General features: G+C 67.2%; 11 protein-coding genes. 4 read left to right on the top strand and 7 right to left on the bottom strand.

All coding sequences use genetic code 11. The features are described from left to right. Positions 1-34: 34 nt before the first annotated feature. From pheA to WMF45_RS43175, 3 genes are all read right to left on the bottom strand, one after another. Complete coding sequence (gene pheA / locus WMF45_RS43185) at positions 35-1,114, bottom strand: prephenate dehydratase (protein ID WP_437712377.1); 1,080 nt, start codon at positions 1,112-1,114, stop codon at positions 35-37. Between the two features lie 560 nt (positions 1,115-1,674). Beyond that, a complete protein-coding gene (locus WMF45_RS43180; protein WP_437712375.1) occupies positions 1,675-2,391 on the bottom strand; it encodes a hypothetical protein in 717 nt (238 codons plus the stop codon). Positions 2,392-2,616: 225 nt separating this feature from the next. Continuing rightward, entirely contained in the window at positions 2,617-2,802 is a 186-nt protein-coding gene (locus WMF45_RS43175; protein ID WP_437712373.1) for a hypothetical protein, read from the bottom strand. A gap of 426 nt (positions 2,803-3,228) precedes the next feature. Between WMF45_RS43175 and WMF45_RS43170 the strand changes: the two genes are divergently transcribed. Then, positions 3,229-4,464: an IS701 family transposase gene (locus tag WMF45_RS43170; protein WP_437707094.1), complete on the top strand. Its 1,236-nt coding sequence runs from the start codon at positions 3,229-3,231 to the stop codon at positions 4,462-4,464. 180 nt (positions 4,465-4,644) lie between these two features. After that, a complete protein-coding gene (locus tag WMF45_RS43165; protein WP_437707092.1) occupies positions 4,645-5,073 on the top strand; it encodes a GxxExxY protein in 429 nt (142 codons plus the stop codon). Positions 5,074-5,142: 69 nt separating this feature from the next. Here WMF45_RS43165 and WMF45_RS43160 read toward each other — a convergent pair whose 3' ends face one another. From WMF45_RS43160 to WMF45_RS43150, 3 genes are all read right to left on the bottom strand, one after another. Continuing rightward, a complete protein-coding gene (locus WMF45_RS43160) occupies positions 5,143-6,246 on the bottom strand; it encodes a hypothetical protein (RefSeq protein WP_437712371.1) in 1,104 nt (367 codons plus the stop codon). A gap of 1,181 nt (positions 6,247-7,427) precedes the next feature. Next, positions 7,428-8,198: a hypothetical protein gene (locus tag WMF45_RS43155; protein WP_437712369.1), complete on the bottom strand. Its 771-nt coding sequence runs from the start codon at positions 8,196-8,198 to the stop codon at positions 7,428-7,430. 980 nt (positions 8,199-9,178) lie between these two features. Continuing rightward, positions 9,179-10,795, bottom strand: a complete 1,617-nt coding sequence (locus tag WMF45_RS43150; RefSeq protein ID WP_437712367.1) for a hypothetical protein — start codon at positions 10,793-10,795, stop codon at positions 9,179-9,181. A 243-nt stretch (positions 10,796-11,038) separates the two neighbouring features. Here WMF45_RS43150 and WMF45_RS43145 point away from each other — a divergent pair, with 243 nt between their 5' ends. Further along, the gene (locus WMF45_RS43145) at positions 11,039-11,275 is read left to right on the top strand and encodes a hypothetical protein (protein ID WP_437712365.1); all 237 of its coding nucleotides are present in this window, start codon (positions 11,039-11,041) and stop codon (positions 11,273-11,275) included. A gap of 2,487 nt (positions 11,276-13,762) precedes the next feature. On the opposite strand, the gene WMF45_RS43140 is transcribed toward WMF45_RS43145, so the two are convergent. Then, positions 13,763-13,915, bottom strand: coding sequence for a hypothetical protein (locus WMF45_RS43140; RefSeq protein ID WP_437712364.1), 153 nt, complete (start codon positions 13,913-13,915; stop codon positions 13,763-13,765). 669 nt (positions 13,916-14,584) lie between these two features. Here WMF45_RS43140 and WMF45_RS43135 point away from each other — a divergent pair. After that, positions 14,585-15,622 (top strand): TauD/TfdA family dioxygenase, encoded by a 1,038-nt coding sequence (locus WMF45_RS43135; RefSeq protein WP_437712362.1) that lies wholly within the window; start codon positions 14,585-14,587, stop codon positions 15,620-15,622. Position 15,623 lies beyond the last annotated feature (1 nt).

Raw genomic sequence — 15,623 nt, 5'->3', positions numbered from 1 at the left:
CCGTCGTGGCCCGGCGGATGCTCGCGCCCGCGCCTCAGCGCGCGCCGGTCGACCGCGGGTAGCTGCCGAGGACTTTCACCATCTCGCAGCGCGCGCGGAGCCGCTCGATCGCGTCGGCGACGCGCGGCTCGCTCCGGTGGCCCTCCAGATCGACAAGAAAGACGTAGTCCCAGTGCTTCTGCCGGCTGGGCCTCGACTCGATCCGGGTCAGGTTGATGCCCGCGTCGTCGAAGATGGCGAGGACCCGGCGGAGCGCGCCGGGCTCCTCCTGCACCGAGAAGACGATCGAGGTCTTGTCCCCGCCCGTGGCGGGCGCGTCGGCCGGGGCGATGACGATGAAGCGGGTCGCGTTCTCGGCGCGGTCGTGGATGCGCTCCCGCAGGAGGGGCAGCCCGTAGAGCTCGCCCGCCCCGCGGCTGCCGATCGCCGCCGCGGCGGGGTCGCCGAGGGCCTCGTGCGCCGCCGCGGCCGCGGAGACGGTCTGGACGATCTGCGCGCCGGGGAGGTGCTTCGCGAGCCAGAGGCGGCACTGCGAGAGCGCGTGCGGGTGCGCGTGGACCCGCGCGACGCCGCTCAGCCCCTCCGCCTTGCTGAACAGGCAATAGGCGACGTCGAGCACGAGCTCCTGCCGGATCTGGAGGTCGCTCTCGATCAGGGCGTCCGCCGTCAGGGTCACCGAGCCGTCGGTCGAGCTCTCGACGGGGACGACGCCGCAGGCCGCCTCGCCCGCGCGCACGGCGTCGAAGACGCCCTCGATGGTGCCCGTCTCCCGGTAGCGCGCGGCCAGCCCGAACAGGTGCCGCGCCGCGACCTCCGCGAAGGCGCCCTCCGTCCCCGGAAAGGCCACCTTCATGGGCTCCTCCAGCGACAGGCAGGCGCTCATCACCTCCCGGAAGACGACCCGGATGGCGTCGCCCGGGAAGCGCCCCGCGCCCTTCGCCTGCAGGCGGGTGAGCACGCGCCGCTCCCGCTCCGGGTCGTGAAACTGCGTGGCGTTCGCGGCGCGCTTCGCGTGCGCGACCTCGACGGCCACCTCGGCCCGCTCGGCGAGGAGCTCGAGGATCCGGTCGTCGATGCTGTCGATGCGCTCGCGAAGGTCGCCCAGGGTCGCCATGGTTCGTTCCACCTCGGATGGGGAAGGGCGGGCATCAAAGCGCAGGGGGCGCCGCAGCGCAAGGCTCGCCTCGGCGCAGGGAATGCGGCGCGGAACGCGCGCGACGGAGACGCACGTCAGGGGCGAAGCGGCACCCGTGCGGGCTCGACGCGTGGAGCGGATGGGTGAGAGAGAGCGGGTGAGGAGGCAGAGGAGAAGAAGAGAGAGCTCTTGGCGCGAGAGTGAGAGGATCCGCTGGCGGAGCGAGAGGATCGGCGGCCGGGGTGAGGGGATCGGCGCGGGGGCGAGAGGATCGGCCGCCAGAGTGAGAGGATCGGGCGCGGGAGCGAGAGGATCGGCCGCCAGAGTGAGAGGATCGGGCGCGGGAGCGAGAGGATCGGGCGCGGGAGCGAGAGAATGGCGCCCGTGGGAGAGCTTATGCTTCCGGGCTCAGCTCGGGAGCGGCGACGGGTTCGGTGGCCAGGGCCTTCCTGCGGGAGCGCCGTCTCACGTTCGTCCGGTAGCGCGACACGAACTTAGCCGCGATCTTGGGCTGGTCGCGAAACGCATAACGGCCGCCCTCACGGATCTCCTTGGCGAGCTCGTCGGCGGCCCAGAAGCAACGGTTGCGCAGATCCAGCGCGTGTGCGGCGCATCGCGTCCGATGCCTCGTTGGCGGCGGCGTATTCGAGCGCGTCAGCGAGCGCCTTGGCCCGCTCGAGATCCTTCGCCGTGATATCGGTCACGCCGAGCGCGCCCTCGTGATCGGACCAGAAGTCGACGAGATCGCGCAGGTCCTGGATGGTGTCCGAAAGGCCGGAGCCGTCGGCGATGCGCGAGAGCTCCGCCTGGGCGGCGTCGTCGTTGCGGCAGCCCCAGCGGCCGCCGGCCACGAGCTTCGCGTCGAGCGCCTCGGCCTCGTCGCGAAGCTTGCGCTGCGCGGACGTGAGCGTCACGGCGCCGCGCGCCCTCTGCCACCCCTTCTCGAGGGCGCCGAGGCGCCGCGCGAAGCGCGCGAGGAGATCCACCTTGTCGGAGGTGATACCGATCCTCGACATGCGTGATTGCTGCGCGTGCGCGAGGCGCGCCAGGGAGGTGAGCTCGCGCTCCGCGACGCTCGTGGGCATGTCGGGGGCGGAAGCGTAGGCCGAGTCCAGCGCGAGGAGCGCCTCATCGCTCGTCGGTTCGTCGGGCCTTGCGGCCGGGCGCTTCGACGTTGCGGCCGGCGTCCTGCTGGACGACCTGGCCTTGGGAGATGTGGATCCGGGCGTGTTCTTCACGGTGCTTGTCGGGGGCATGAGCTCCCTCCTGGTTGAGTGGTACCGGAGGATGGTCGCGTATCGAGAGTGGCTGTCAAGGTCGTTTGGCACGCTGAGGCGTCTGAATGCTGCTGCGCCGAGCCATTCGCGCGACATCGAGGGAGAGGCGGCCGGCGAGGCGAGGAGAGGGCGGCGCGCTGTAATCGGTTGTAATCGAGGTGGCGTTGACACCGCGGGTCATACAGGACATAGGGGGCCGCGAATTCAACAGACCTTGCGTCGGGAGTGTCTCGAATGCGACACGCGGGCTGGTGCGGAGCCGCCTGGCGTCGGCGCGGCTTTGGCCGCACCGACGTGGACGAGCTCGGCGTAGCAGAACCGCCCGCCGTGCGAGAGGGCGAGGTCGTAGCACTGACCATCGAGGACGAGCGCGCCGCGCTCGTCGAGCATCGCTCTCGCGCCCGCTTCACGGCGCTTGCTCTATGGGTTGACAGACCACGACGCAGCGGGCGAATGCGGACGGGCGTCCTCTGGGTTGAAGCAGGGAGACGGGACGGGCGGGGGCCGCTGCGTGGTCGCGGCGGAGCGCAGGGCGGCCCAGCTGGCGAGCGAGAACGGGAGCGGGCTGAGTCCAATCGATGACGATGGTCGGGCGGTTACCTACCGCCGCGCTTGTTGAGCGGCTCCGGGCCATCCTTCACGACTTGCACGCACCGCCTGAAATCAACGAGCCGCTCAGTCCTAGTTCTACTGCGGGAAGTTGGTGAGACCTGAGTAGGCCGGCGACAGCCACCTGGTCGGTTGGTGTCGTTTGTTTCTCACTTTGTCCTCCGAAAGTTAGAACAGGGGGTTTCCATCTGCGGTCGGGTGCCCAAGATGGGCGTCGCGATGACATACACGCTGGACAACGCAGCGAAGTCTCGGTTGGATGACTACTTTGCCCAGATCGGCGCCCACCTACGACGAAAGGAGCAGCGGGCGTCGTTCGCGGCTTACGCCTTTGGCATTCTGGGCGAGGGGGAGAGAAAGAGCGTCGAGCCCATCGCGGCGCGCGCGTTCGGAGAGCCACGCGAGACGCAGCGCGCCCATGACCGGCTTCTCCACTTCTTGAGGGACTCGCCGTGGAGCGATCGCGATGTCCGCCGTGAGGCTGCGCACTATGTGACGAGGGCCATGCACGAACAGGATCCGATCTCGGTCTGGATCGTCGATGACACGGGCTTCCTCAAGCAAGGGGACCACTCTGTCGGTGTCCAGCGCCAGTACACAGGCACCGCAGGGAAGATCACGAACTGCCAGGTTGGCGTGAGCCTCTGCGCCGCAAACAGAACCGAGCACGTCCCTCTCGATTTTGAGCTGTACCTCCCTCAGCAGTGGCTGGATGACGAGGAGCGCCGGAAGGAGGCCAGGATTCCGTCCGATCAGGTGTTCAAGACCAAGCCGGATCTCGCGCTCGACATGATCGCCCGCGCAATAGCCGACGAGATCCCGGGAGACATCGTTCTCGCGGATGCGGCCTATGGCACCTCGTCCGGTTTTCGTGACGCGCTGCGAAGCTATGGGCTTGACTTCGCCGTGGCCGTCAACGCGACCACGGGCGTGTGGTTGCTCGACGCCAAGGAACGACGCCGCGGCGCCGCCGTCGGCGTTCAGAAGCTCGGCATCGAGCTCGGGCTGCAGGCCTTCCGGCGAGTGACGTGGCGCACAGGAACACGCGGAAAGCTCGCCAGCCGCTTCTGCTTTCGCAGAGTGAAGGCGGCCCATGACGATGGGTCCGAGCCCAAGGACAGAGAGGTCCTGTGGCTCGTGATCGAGTGGCCGCACGACGAAACGAAGCCGACGAAGTTTGCCCTGACCACGCTGCCTCGCCGGATGAGCAAGAAGCAGATCGTCAGAACCCTGAAGGAACGATGGCGCACCGAACACGCCTACGAGGAGCTCAAAGGGGAGCTGGGGCTCGACCACTATGAAGGACGGTCGTTCCCTGGATGGCACCATCACGTGTCCGTCGTCCTGTGCTGCTACGCGTTCATTGTTGCTGAACGCGTGCGGCATTTTCCCCCCTCGGTCCGAGGGGAAGCGCAAGGCTACGCGCTCCGTAGCGCGGCGTGAGCGCCACTTCGCCGACTCCTTCACCACTCTCCGCCTCGCCATAGCGTACGCCCTCATCGCGTGGCTCCCTCGATGCCCTCTGTGTCACCGTCGAGGGATCCCACACTCTCCAAAGGGTCAACTGCATTCTTTTGCGGCGGAGTGCACAACTGAGGGCGGGGTTGTGTCGATAGACACGAGATGAACCGCCAAGACACCAAGGACGCCAAGGAAGAAGTGAGGAGCGAGCCCGACGCGGAGTTGGATCGCCTCGCCCACTGCGTGATCGGCGCCGCGCTTGAAGTGCACCGAACTCTCGGCCCTGGCTTCCTCGAAGCTATCTACGAGGAAGCGCTCTGCGTCGAGCTTTCCTTGCGCCGCATTCCGTTCGCCCGGCAAGTGCCCATCGGCGTGGACTACAAGGGGAATCTGGTGGGCCAGGCTCGATTGGATCTCGTGGTGGATGGTCAGCTCGTCGTCGAGCTCAAGGCCACCGAGGGCATTGCCCCGATCCACGTTGCGCAGCTTCTGTCGTACCTCAAGGCGGCAAGACTACGGCTTGGCCTCTTGATCACCTTCAAAGTGGCCTTCCTCCGTACCGGTGTCAGGCGCGTGGTTCATTCCCCGTAAATTTGGCGTTCTTGGCGTTCTTGGCGGTTCCTCTCTTTCCGCGACGAACCTCCCGCAGTAGTGCTAGTCCTACTTCGGCGCCTTCATCACGGTCCCTTTGGACATGGTGACCTCATTGATCCAATAGATGCTTGTTTCATCGACAGCCAAGTCCGCCAGGGCCGGTTGGTTGGAGGCGATGAGGGTGGGCACTCCGCCTCCAATAGGCACCTTGAAAAGCGATCCATCGTAGTAGCCCCAGTAGACGTGAGTGGCATCCACCGTGATGCCGTGCGGGGTGCCGTTCGGCTTCGCGGCGAGCGTGACGAGGTCCCCACCGCCCTTCGGCATCTGGAGTACCGCTCCGTCGACGCCGCCGTTATCGCTGCGCGTGAAGTAGACGTTGGCTGCATCAACCGCGATTCCCCATGGAACACGCTGCCCGGATGCGAGGATCACTGGCACACCTCCACTCTTGGGAACACTCATCACTGAGCCCCCGTTGTAGTTCGTCCAATAGACACTGTTGGCGTCCAGCGCGATACCCCACGGGTTGCGTAGCCCTGAGGTAAGTGTCACCGGGACGCCTCCGGCGATAGGCATCTTCATCACGGCGCCTCCGTCTTTGTTGGTCCAGTAGACGTGGGTCGCGTCCACTGCGACATTGAGCGGTCCCTGTTGGCCCGACGCCAGTGCCGTCGGTTGGCCCCCGGCGAGGGGCAGCTTCATCACTGCGCCGTCGCTCCGGTCGGGCGTGCCACTGTTAACCCAATAGACGTTGGTTGCGTCGACCGCGATTCCGACGGGAAGAGCCTGCGCGGAGGCGAGGACTACCGGCGTGCCGCCGCTTTTCGGCACCTTCATTACCGTGCCGTCCTGGTTGATGGTGCCAACGTTAGTCCAGTAGACGTACGTCGTGTCAAGCGCGATGCCCCAGGGCTCGTTTTGTCCGGAAACGAAGGCGCAGATCGAGCCCGCGCATGTCGCCTCATCACAGCTGTGGCCGCAGGCTCCGCAGTTCCTCGCATCGGCGGTGGTGTCGATGCAAACGCCGCCGCAGCACTGAGTCCCACCAGCGTTGCACGTCGTACTGTCGGTCACATTCGAGGCCCCGGGCACACCGCCGGTGCAGGTACCAACTTGGCACGGGCTGGGAGCAGTTGGTACGTTCTCGTTGTCGACGATCATCGTCATGCCGCCCATCCCGTTGCAGACAGCCTTCTGGCACGTGCCCGGTGTTTGCGTCGCCAGCGGTGTTCCAGCCGGGAGATGAGCGAAGTCGCAGTGGCCGTCCATACAGGTGGCCGTGATGCAGACATTGCCGGGTGAAGGGCAGTCGGATGGCGCGGCGCACGGCAACCCAGTACCGCTGCTGCTGGAACCCGAATTCGAGGTCGCAGACGAACTGCTGGACGACGCGGCGCCGGACGTCGAGGTGCTAGAGGCGCCACCGGTTCCGTCACAGCCGATGCACGTGCCGAGTGCTGTACCGCCGCTGTTACAGATCTGCACGCCCTGCCCCCCGCCAATGCATGCGCACGCGACCTGCGCACCGGGAGTGCATCCTCCCGTCTCACCCCCCATACCCGAGTCAGTCGTGTCGCCGCCGTCCCTATTGGTGTCACATGCCGTGATGACCATGCAGCCAACCACCAAAACAATCGCTGCAACTCCTGCCGTCATTCGCTGGTCTTCCAGTTTCGATAGAGGTCGCACGCGACTCGCCAGCCCTACTATCATTGGACATCCCTTTCGAAAATCGTTTGACCAAGATCCGCCGAAGCCCTTCGGCTGAGAACCGCCTAATGCCCGAAACCGAGCCTCACCAGATCCGTTCGTCCGAACACCGCACAGCGTCGCCGCCGCGGCTCGCCTGAACTTTCCGCCCTTCCGCGGCCACCACGCGCGCTCGATGCCCTGCATGAAGCCCATGGTACACGCTCTCCGCCTGCGCGGGGCACTTGCAGTGTCTGCCAAACGCGATCGAGACACGCCCGTCTAGCGCCCAGGATCACTCGACCCGGGTCGTCGGCGTGTGAAACAGCACGGGCCCCGCTGATACCGCGAGGGTTCTCACACCCAACTCGACGCCGCAGGAGACCCGTGCTCACTCTCGTACCGTCGTTTGTCGCCCTTGTCGAACCCCTCGGCTGGACGATGCAGGCGCGCAGCTTTCGCTCGTTCCTTACTCTTCTAACCGGCTGGATCTTTCGCCACCCGACGCATTTGGTGAGCGACCCGGTTCCTGGAAGAGCCCCGATGGCATCCTGGAGGTCATCGACACCGGCGAGTTCGGGTGCTCGCACGCCAGGGCCTGCGGCACGGGAGCTACGAGGGGAGGACGAGCAGGCCGCCGCGGCGGGGGTTGGTCAGGCTCACGGGGGCTCGTTGGCGGGCACCAGGCGCGCGGCAAAGAAGCGCCCGTCAAACCACCATGCCACGTCGTGGCGGCGGCCGTCGTGCACCAGGGCGCCGCCGGCGTCGAGCGTGCCGGCGCGGAGCGCCGCCCAGACCTCGCGCGAAAACAACACCGGCCCGAGGCCGGGGGGCCCCTGGCGGCCCCTCAGCGCCTCGTAGGTGGCCGGGCGCGGGGTGCTCGGGAACTCCAGGGCCGTCCACCGCGCCTGACCCGGCCCGGGGCCCTCGGCGACGGACAGGGCGACGCTCAGGTCTCCATCGGGCGCAAACGTCCCCCACGCACCGCCGCCGATCGGCCGGTAGTCAAGCCGCGCGGCCACAGCGAGCAGATCCCGCTCGAGCAGCGGTCGGGGCGGCGCGAGCTCGGGCCGCGTGGTGGGCTCGGCCGGCGAGCTGTCCGGCGGAGCAGGGGAGGGGCGCGGAGCGTCCCGAGGCAACATCGGGACGACGCGAAAGCCGCCGTGATCCACGAAGCCCTCGCCCTGCAGGCCTCGCCGCGGGTGGAGCCAGTCGCCGTCGAGCGCAACGTGGGCGAGGCCGAGCGCACCGGGCGCGTGCTGCGCGCCGGAGGCCTGTGCGCGGAGCGGGGCGGGGATCTTGCCCGGCGAGAGCCGGCCGATCGGTGTGCGCGGCCTCGGACGGGTGATCGCCTCGGGGCTGCGCGCATTCGCAGGGCCGGTGTTCGGGCACCGCTCGGACGCCGCACTGCCCGGCGTGGATGTCTTCACGGACGGGCCGACGTCCACAGACGCCACCTGGCAGAACTCGCCGGCGCTTGCGGTGGTCGGCGGCGCGGCCGAGGCCGGGCCGACGTGGACGAACTCAGCGTAGCAGAACCTCCCGCCGGGCCAGAGGGCGAGATGGTAGCGCTGGCCATCCGAGGATGGTGCGCGATAAGCCTTCTATTACCGCGCACCAGATCTAGCTACCACCCGGCCCCCATCCTCGCGGCGCAGGGGACATGGCAGGCGAACTCGGCGTGGCCACCGCGGTCTGAGCTCGCCCTCGAGCCCCTCGTCACCGGCCACGTGCCCCGTGCCCGGGCCACAGGGGAAGCCAGCGCCGTCACGCCCACCGCGGCCGTGCCGTTTGCTCGGGCGCCATCTAGCGAGACGCCGCACGGGGACGTGGTCCTTGACACTCAGGGACCGGGGGCAATGCTTCGCGTGACCAGCCCCCCGCAAGCCTTCATCGACGTCCGCGTCTGCGCCTCTGAGCGCGCGAGGGGCCCGGGCGACTCCGGTCGCTCGGGTGGGTGGTTGGCTTCCCTTGCGCACCCGGTCGTCTTGGCCGGACACGCCTCGTCGACCTCGGCCGCCAATGCTGTTGCCCATCGCTCCGACCGCCGCCCGTCCGCCAGCAGCGCCACGCGCGCTCCAGGAACTCGACACCGGCCGCGGTGCGCTCGCTCCAGGTCTCTCTCCCCGCCTTTGAGCAACGGGAGCGCGTGCCGGCGCGACGTGTGGTTTCCCGCCCGCGCCGTCTTCATCCGGAGTGCGACCGACGCTCGGAAACGAGAGACCCTGCCGCTGGCCCTCTCCGCCGCCGACAAGAGCCGGCTTGCGTGGCTCAGGCAGCTTGAAGACACAGTCAGCCCCGAAGGAGGATCCGGCATGACCGCCGAAGGGGTGCGCTACCCCCGGCTGGTGATCACGTGTTGATTGCCGCGGGAGAGGCTTCGTCGCGGCGCCCGGCGGAGTCTCTGAGTCTACGGGGACCCGTCGCAGGGCTCGTTTGCACCGAAGTTCCAGCAAGGACCACTGACCCCCGGCATACCCGCACTCTCCGCGGGGGCGCCAGGCCCGCCGATGCCCCCATCGCCGGCCGTGCCTTGCACGAAGCTCTTCAACCCCGCCCAGCCGGGTGGCGGCGCGTAGGCATAGGCGATACCCACCGCGTGGCCGCCGCGTCCTCCACCGCCAGGCCCGCCGTCCCCTCCGTGGCCGCCGTCCCCGCCGCGGCAGCCGGGGATCGAGTTATCACGACCGGACGCCTCGCCACCGATGCCGCCGCTGCCTCCGAGCCCGCCGGCGCGTCCTGTGGCACCTTCTCCGCCTTTACCTCCCTTGCCGACAGCAACGGTCACGTCGTTCAGCACGACCCTGGCTCCGAGATTGAGGAGCCCAATGCTCGAGCCGCCAGCCTGGCCGCCCCGACCTCCCTTGCCGCCGCAACCGCCGGCGCCGCCGCCCCCACCGCTGGCGCCTGGGCCTGCGACAACGTTGGATCCATCTGGGCAGAACGACCCCGACATCGCGCTGCCTCCGCCTCCGCCTCCTTGACCTCGCCGCCCGGGCTTGCCGTCGCCGCCCGCACCTCCGATGACCCCGGCCAGCGCCAGCGTGGTGCCCGAGCCGGCCGCGCCAGCCTCACCCGGAGCACCGCTCGCGCCGTTCGTTCCGCGGCCGCAGTTACGGATCGGCTCGCGTTGACCGGCACCACCAAGCCCCCTGTTGTTCGGATTCGGCTCCGGCAGCGGCACACCGTCTCCTCCCTGCTGCCCGTAGACGTCCCTGTCCGGGAGCGCGCCGGGCCCGCCCTCTCCACCGCGCGTTTCGCCGTCCTCGCACACCGTCACACCCGGCTCGGCGCCATCGACCTCGGAAGCGATGACGCACGCATTCGATGCATTGAGCGGTGCGTTCTCCCCAGGGTCCGGCGCCTCGAACGGCGTCTCGCCATTTGCTCCATCCAGCGCATCCCCCGCGACCACTTCGACCTGCATAAGTTCCGCCTCGACGTCCGCCACGACCACGCCGATCGACGACCCGCCGGTAACCCTTGCGCTCGCAGCCCTGATCGCGAAATTCCGCAACTTCGCGCCGTTTCCGCGATCTGTTATCGTCAGTGCCACCTCGTCCGGGGGCGCTTCGATCGTGCTCCACGCGCTGGGTCTCCACGCCCAGTCCGCAGCGCAATCGAAGCCGCCGACCACCTCGATGCCAGCGTCGATCGTCACGCTTTCGTTGAAGACTCCATCCCTGCACACGAGCACCGCACTCCCAGCGGCGTAATAGACTGCGTCTTGCAGCGAGATGAAAGGCCTGTCCCGCGTCCCGTCGCCTCCGCGGGCCGCGTTCGCATCAGCGAACACGACGCACGAGTCCTGAATAGGTCCAGACGGGTTTATCGGAAGGCATCCGCCGCTGCTACTGATGCTGCTCGTATCCGGTGGTGCATCGCTTCCTCCAGCGCCTCCGCCAGAGGTGTCGTGATCGACATCATGGATGCCGAGAACGGATTGGCATCCGAGCGCCAGACTGGCGGCACACGCGGCGCCGATAAGGGTGAGAACCGGCAGGCGTCGTTCATTAGATGTGGCCATGACCACCAGCTTACAGAATTGTGTCTTGCAGTACATCGATGACGCGCTTGTCGCTTCACTCGTCTCGCCGTCGGGCCACGAGGCGCGCCGGGCCGTCGTTTCCCCGAGGTTGTTGTGCGTGGCCCGACTGGCCGGCCGAAGTGCCTGCTTCTCGCGCCCGCGCCCGCTCGGTGAACGCGTGACCGTTAAGCGGTCCACCGGAGCCCGAACCTGGACAATCGGGACGGATGACATGCTGACACCGTGGTCCAGGACTGGGCCGGACGGCCGCTGTTCAGTACCGCGAGGGTGTGCGTCAACCGATCGGTGGGCGAACACTTCCCCACGTCGATTTTTCTTGACTCATGGCCTAGCATCGAGTCCTTCGGCAGCCAACCGGCGCAGTTTTCACCCGTGCAGCCGACCGACAAGTTGACGACCGCAAACGCGGTGGCGAGCATCCTCAATGCCGGCTCGTGGTGCCGCATGGCGCCGGCATGAGAGCTTGGGCCGTGGGGGGCCTGGGGCTCTCGCCTGCCGTGGTGTAGCACCGTGTGCTCGACCGCATCGTCCACAACGTGCACCGTATCACGCTGAAGGCCTCCTCGTTCCGCAAGGGCAAGGGACCACGGAGACCTGAACCCCAGACCCCGACGGACCAGCGTCGCTTCGCTCCGAGGGCGTTCACGATGCGCGATCGCGGTGATCACGATGGCGTGATCTGCGTGATCACGATGGGCGGTCTCCACAATCGGCCTCGAGGAGCGGCCGCGGCGGCGTCTGGGCGCGCGGCGAGGCCACTGCGGGAGGCGCGCTCTCCGGCGTGGCACGCGGTAGCGGCGATCCCTCGGACAGCACGGTCACGCTGCGAACCCTGTCCTGCTCAAAGCTACCCGACCGAAACGAACCTCGCGCAGCCTTCGCGCATCGAACGCGCCGTAGCCGGCACGCAGCCCCCCGAACTCGCCCCTGCGCCGCCCGTGCCTGCCCGCGAAACGGCTCTGGGACCTCGTCGAGCGAGAGCCGGCCGAGCGGCGCGCGGGGCATCGGGTGCATGCGTCGGCGCTCGCGGGCGGCGGCGCGGCCGAGGCCGGGCCGACGTGGACGAACTCGGCGTAGCAGAACCGCCCCTGTGCCAGAGGACGAGCTCGTAGCGCTCGCCACCCGAGGATGGTACGCGATAGCGCTTTTCTTATCGGGCATCAGGGACTCTGCCGGGCAGCCAAGACGACCCGGTGGCGCCGCGTTGCGGGGCGCGGGGCATCGGGGCCCGTGCGATCGGCAGCTGCACTGCCTGCTCCGGCGCCATGTACAACGCCAGCGCGATCGCGAGTTCGCTGGCGTCCTCCTCGACGCCCGCGGCCGCTTCGCAGGCCGTAGCGCCGAGCCCGCGCTCGAGGAACTCGCCGACGGCGGCGCCGAGCTCGACCAGGTGGACGGTGATGGCCCCGAGCTCGCGCGGTGCTTCTACCTGGAGGAGAGGATCCCGAACTCGCCCTGCGCCGCCCGTACCTGCCCGCGGAAGGGCTCGGGGAACTCGTCGGGCGAGAAGATCCCTCCCTTGCGCCCGGCCCGGCTTTGGCCCCTCGACGACGGCCAGGCAGAGCCACATGTCCCCGTCTGGCGCGAACGTTCCCCACGGCGCACTCGAGCGGAACGGCGTGGGTCAGATCAGCCAGCTACTGACCTGCACAATCGGAAGCAACACCACACGTATACCGCATGTCATTCCATCCGACGGCAGTACGACAACACCCAGAGCTACACTGATCATTGCGCGAGCAAACCGGAAGACAAGCTTTCCCGGACTCAAACAATACAGCGTAAGTGCAACGATTTTCGACCCCTTCTGGACCAGACGGACAGCAATCGGCGTCTGTACTGCATGACTTGCCGACCTTGTCTACGCATCGGATGGCAGGACATAATTCGTCCGTAACGCAGACCCCATTGGAGCAGCAACTCGAAGGCGACAAGCAGTCTTCATGTCGAGCACATAGGGGCCGACAAACCTCGCGAGCGCCAGACCATCCACTTATAGACCCACACGACAGATTGCCGCAGCAATGAATGCTCGTGGAGCATTCGGCTCCAACAGAGGCGCAAGTTGTAGGGCAGGAGCCACAGTCCCTGCTACATGATGAGCAATTTTCCGAGCCGTTGCAGCTTCCGTCGCCGCAGCTAGGCGGACAACTTCCACAGTCCCTGCTGCACGATGAGCAGTCTTCCGAGTCGTTGCAGCTTCCATCGCCACAGCCAGGCGGACAACTTCCACAGTCCCTGCTACACGATGAGCAGTCTTCCGAGTCGTTGCAGCTTCCATCGCCGCAGCTAGGCGGACAACTTCCACAGTCCCTGCTACACGATGAGCAGTTTTCCGAGCCGTTGCAACTTCCATCGCCACAGTAACAACTTCCACAGTCCCTACTGCACGACGAGCAGTTTTCCGAGCCGTTGCAGCTTCCATCGCCACAGTAGTATGAATTGTGGGTATCTTCAGATTCATGCCACTCGCCATTCTCTGGCTCCGCAGTGCCACAGTCCGCGGTTATGAGACTCAGCGCGGCCACGAGTACAACTATCGGCTGTCTTTCACGCACATGCATATGAACGCTCTCCATGTTGATAGATGGTCTTCCGTCTGCGGATTGTCGCCGCCTGGTCAACAATGCACAAGGGCATCGAGCGCACGTTCAACACGTTTCCTTGGCGGCCACCCACGCATCCGCGTCGAAGAACCTCCCGTCCCGGCGCTCGTCCGGGAGCACAATCGAGGCTACACGAAGTGGGGCCTGGTCGCATTCCGCGGCGGCAAGCGCCAACACCCGCCGGGGGAGAGCTGCCCGCACGCGCGGGCAGGGCGAACACGGCGGCCGCGCGGAGCTCTGGCGCGTGGGTGGCTGCGTAGGGCCGTGCGGTGGAGCACGGAGGCCGGGAAGAGCACGGGAGCGCTCCGGTGCTCGTACGCGTCCGGAAGGTGTTGGGGGGTCAGGCGTGCTCGTCGGCGGGCATCAGGCGCGCGGCGAAGAAGCCCCCGGTGAACCACCATACCAGGTCATGCAGGCGACCCTCGTGCAGAAGAGCGCCGCCGGCGCCGAGCGTGCCGGCGCCGAGCGCCGCCCAGACCTCGCGCGAGAACATGACGGCCCGAGGCCAGGGGGCCCCCTTGCGGCCCCTCAGCGCCTCGCAGATGGCCGGGCGCGGGGTGCTCGGCAGCTCCAGGGCGGTCCACCGCGCCTGACCCGGCCCGGGGCCCTCGACGATGGGACGATGGACAGAGCGATGTGCAGGTCTCCGTCGAGCGCGAACGTCCCCCACGCCGAGCCGCCGATCGGCCGGTAGTCAAGCCATGCGACCACAGCGAGCAGATCCCGATCGAGCAGCGGTCGGGGCGGCGCGAGCTCGGGCCGCGTGGTTGGTTCGGCCGGCGAGCTGTCCGGCGGAGCAGGGGAGGGGCGCGGAGCGTCCCGGGGCAGCACCTAGACGACGCGAAGGCCGCCGCGGCCCGCGAAGTCCTCGCCGCTCGGAGGCCGCGCTGCCCGGCATGGATGTCGCCTCAGCGGCGGCGCGTGCGCGCCGCGGAGTTCTCGCGCCGACCTTGCCAAGACGGCTGCGTGCACCGGCCCGCAACAGCATGGATGTGCTCTGGTCCGAGGCGATTCATGCCGGTCCCCCTCAGGATCCCAGCATGACGTTGCCTGGGAAGCGGTATACTGTGCGGTGACAGTGCAGAACTATCGAAAGGATCAGGCGGGAAAAGACGATCTCGTCAGCCTTGCCGGCTTCACGCCCCCGAGAGGATGACCCACCATGGAAGCATCGTTTGCTCCCTCCAAGATCCAAACGAAACAGATCAAACACCCCCGGGCCTGGGATGGAAAGAACCTGACCAAGGACGAAGTTGCCTTCGATCTCGCGCCCAGACACCTGGAGGCCTTTGACCGCGTGATCCGGGAAGCCCGGAGACGCAGCGTCACGCTCGAGAACGCTTCCGACGAGGACTTTCAGCTCGAGGACATCCAGGACGATGTGCAGCTCATCGCCGACAGGATCCTGAATGGCCGCGGCGTGGTCATCGTTCGCGGATGGCCGATGGACCGCTGCACGGAAGCGGAGATAGCTCTCCTTTACTGGGCACTGGGCAAGCAATGGGGAGAGCCCATCGTTCAAAGCTGGAAAGGGGATCGTCTCGGCTATGTGACGGATGTCCCCCAGCTGGCGCCGGGGACGCGGGGCAAAGGGTTCACGTCCGAGAACGCGTTGACGCTCCATACCGATTACGGTGGGATCATGGGGCTGATGGCCATCCGGCGGGCCAGATCGGGGGGGTTGAGCGGCCTGGCCAGCGGAACAGCGATTCATAACCGCATCGCCGCCACGCATCCGGAATATCTGGCGCCTCTGTACCAGGGCTATCATGTTTACTGGACGGGCAACGAGAAGAAGGGTGAGCGTCCAATCAACCCCGATTACCGCGTGCCCCTCTTCAGCGAGCTCGACGGGCAGGTCAGCGTTTCTTTCATGAACAGAAGGGTCGTCGAGCAGGCGGTCGCGGAGCGGAAAGAACCGCTCACGGAGCTGCAGCGCGAGGCGCTCGACTACTTTCATGCCGTCGGGGATGAACTGAAATTCACCTTCATGCTGGAAGCGGGCGAGGCGTTGTTCGTCAACAACTACGCCATTCTGCACGACCGCGCTCCCTTTGAGGACTGGCCGGAACAGGAGCGCCGCCGCTTTCTCCTGCGGCTGTGGCTGAGGACTTCCCAGGAAAAGCAGCCGGTCCCTTCGAGCATCCGTCGCTTCTACGACACGGTTGCTGGAAACTTCTCCCCGCCGCCGGCGAAGTGAT

It is taken from the genome of Sorangium sp. So ce448 (assembly GCF_051520915.1).
GTDB classification, from domain to species: domain Bacteria; phylum Myxococcota_A; class Polyangia; order Polyangiales; family Polyangiaceae; genus Sorangium; species Sorangium cellulosum_B.
Note: the sequence above shows the minus strand (reverse complement) of the source record. Positions and strands in the feature narration are given on the sequence as shown.

What these genes read in the sequence shown, in the direction of transcription:
- pheA (WP_437712377.1), bottom strand. Translation starts at nt 1,114, where the DNA reads ATGGCGACCCTGGGCGACCTTCGCGAGCGCATCGACAGCATCGACGAC.
- WMF45_RS43180 (WP_437712375.1), bottom strand. Translation starts at nt 2,391, where the DNA reads ATGCCCCCGACAAGCACCGTGAAGAACACGCCCGGATCCACATCTCCC.
- WMF45_RS43175 (WP_437712373.1), bottom strand. Translation starts at nt 2,802, where the DNA reads ATGCTCGACGAGCGCGGCGCGCTCGTCCTCGATGGTCAGTGCTACGAC.
- WMF45_RS43170 (WP_437707094.1), top strand. Translation starts at nt 3,229, where the DNA reads ATGGGCGTCGCGATGACATACACGCTGGACAACGCAGCGAAGTCTCGG.
- WMF45_RS43165 (WP_437707092.1), top strand. Translation starts at nt 4,645, where the DNA reads ATGAACCGCCAAGACACCAAGGACGCCAAGGAAGAAGTGAGGAGCGAG.
- WMF45_RS43160 (WP_437712371.1), bottom strand. Translation starts at nt 6,246, where the DNA reads ATGACGATGATCGTCGACAACGAGAACGTACCAACTGCTCCCAGCCCG.
- WMF45_RS43150 (WP_437712367.1), bottom strand. Translation starts at nt 10,795, where the DNA reads ATGGCCACATCTAATGAACGACGCCTGCCGGTTCTCACCCTTATCGGC.
- WMF45_RS43140 (WP_437712364.1), bottom strand. Translation starts at nt 13,915, where the DNA reads ATGTTCTCGCGCGAGGTCTGGGCGGCGCTCGGCGCCGGCACGCTCGGC.
- WMF45_RS43135 (WP_437712362.1), top strand. Translation starts at nt 14,585, where the DNA reads ATGGAAGCATCGTTTGCTCCCTCCAAGATCCAAACGAAACAGATCAAA.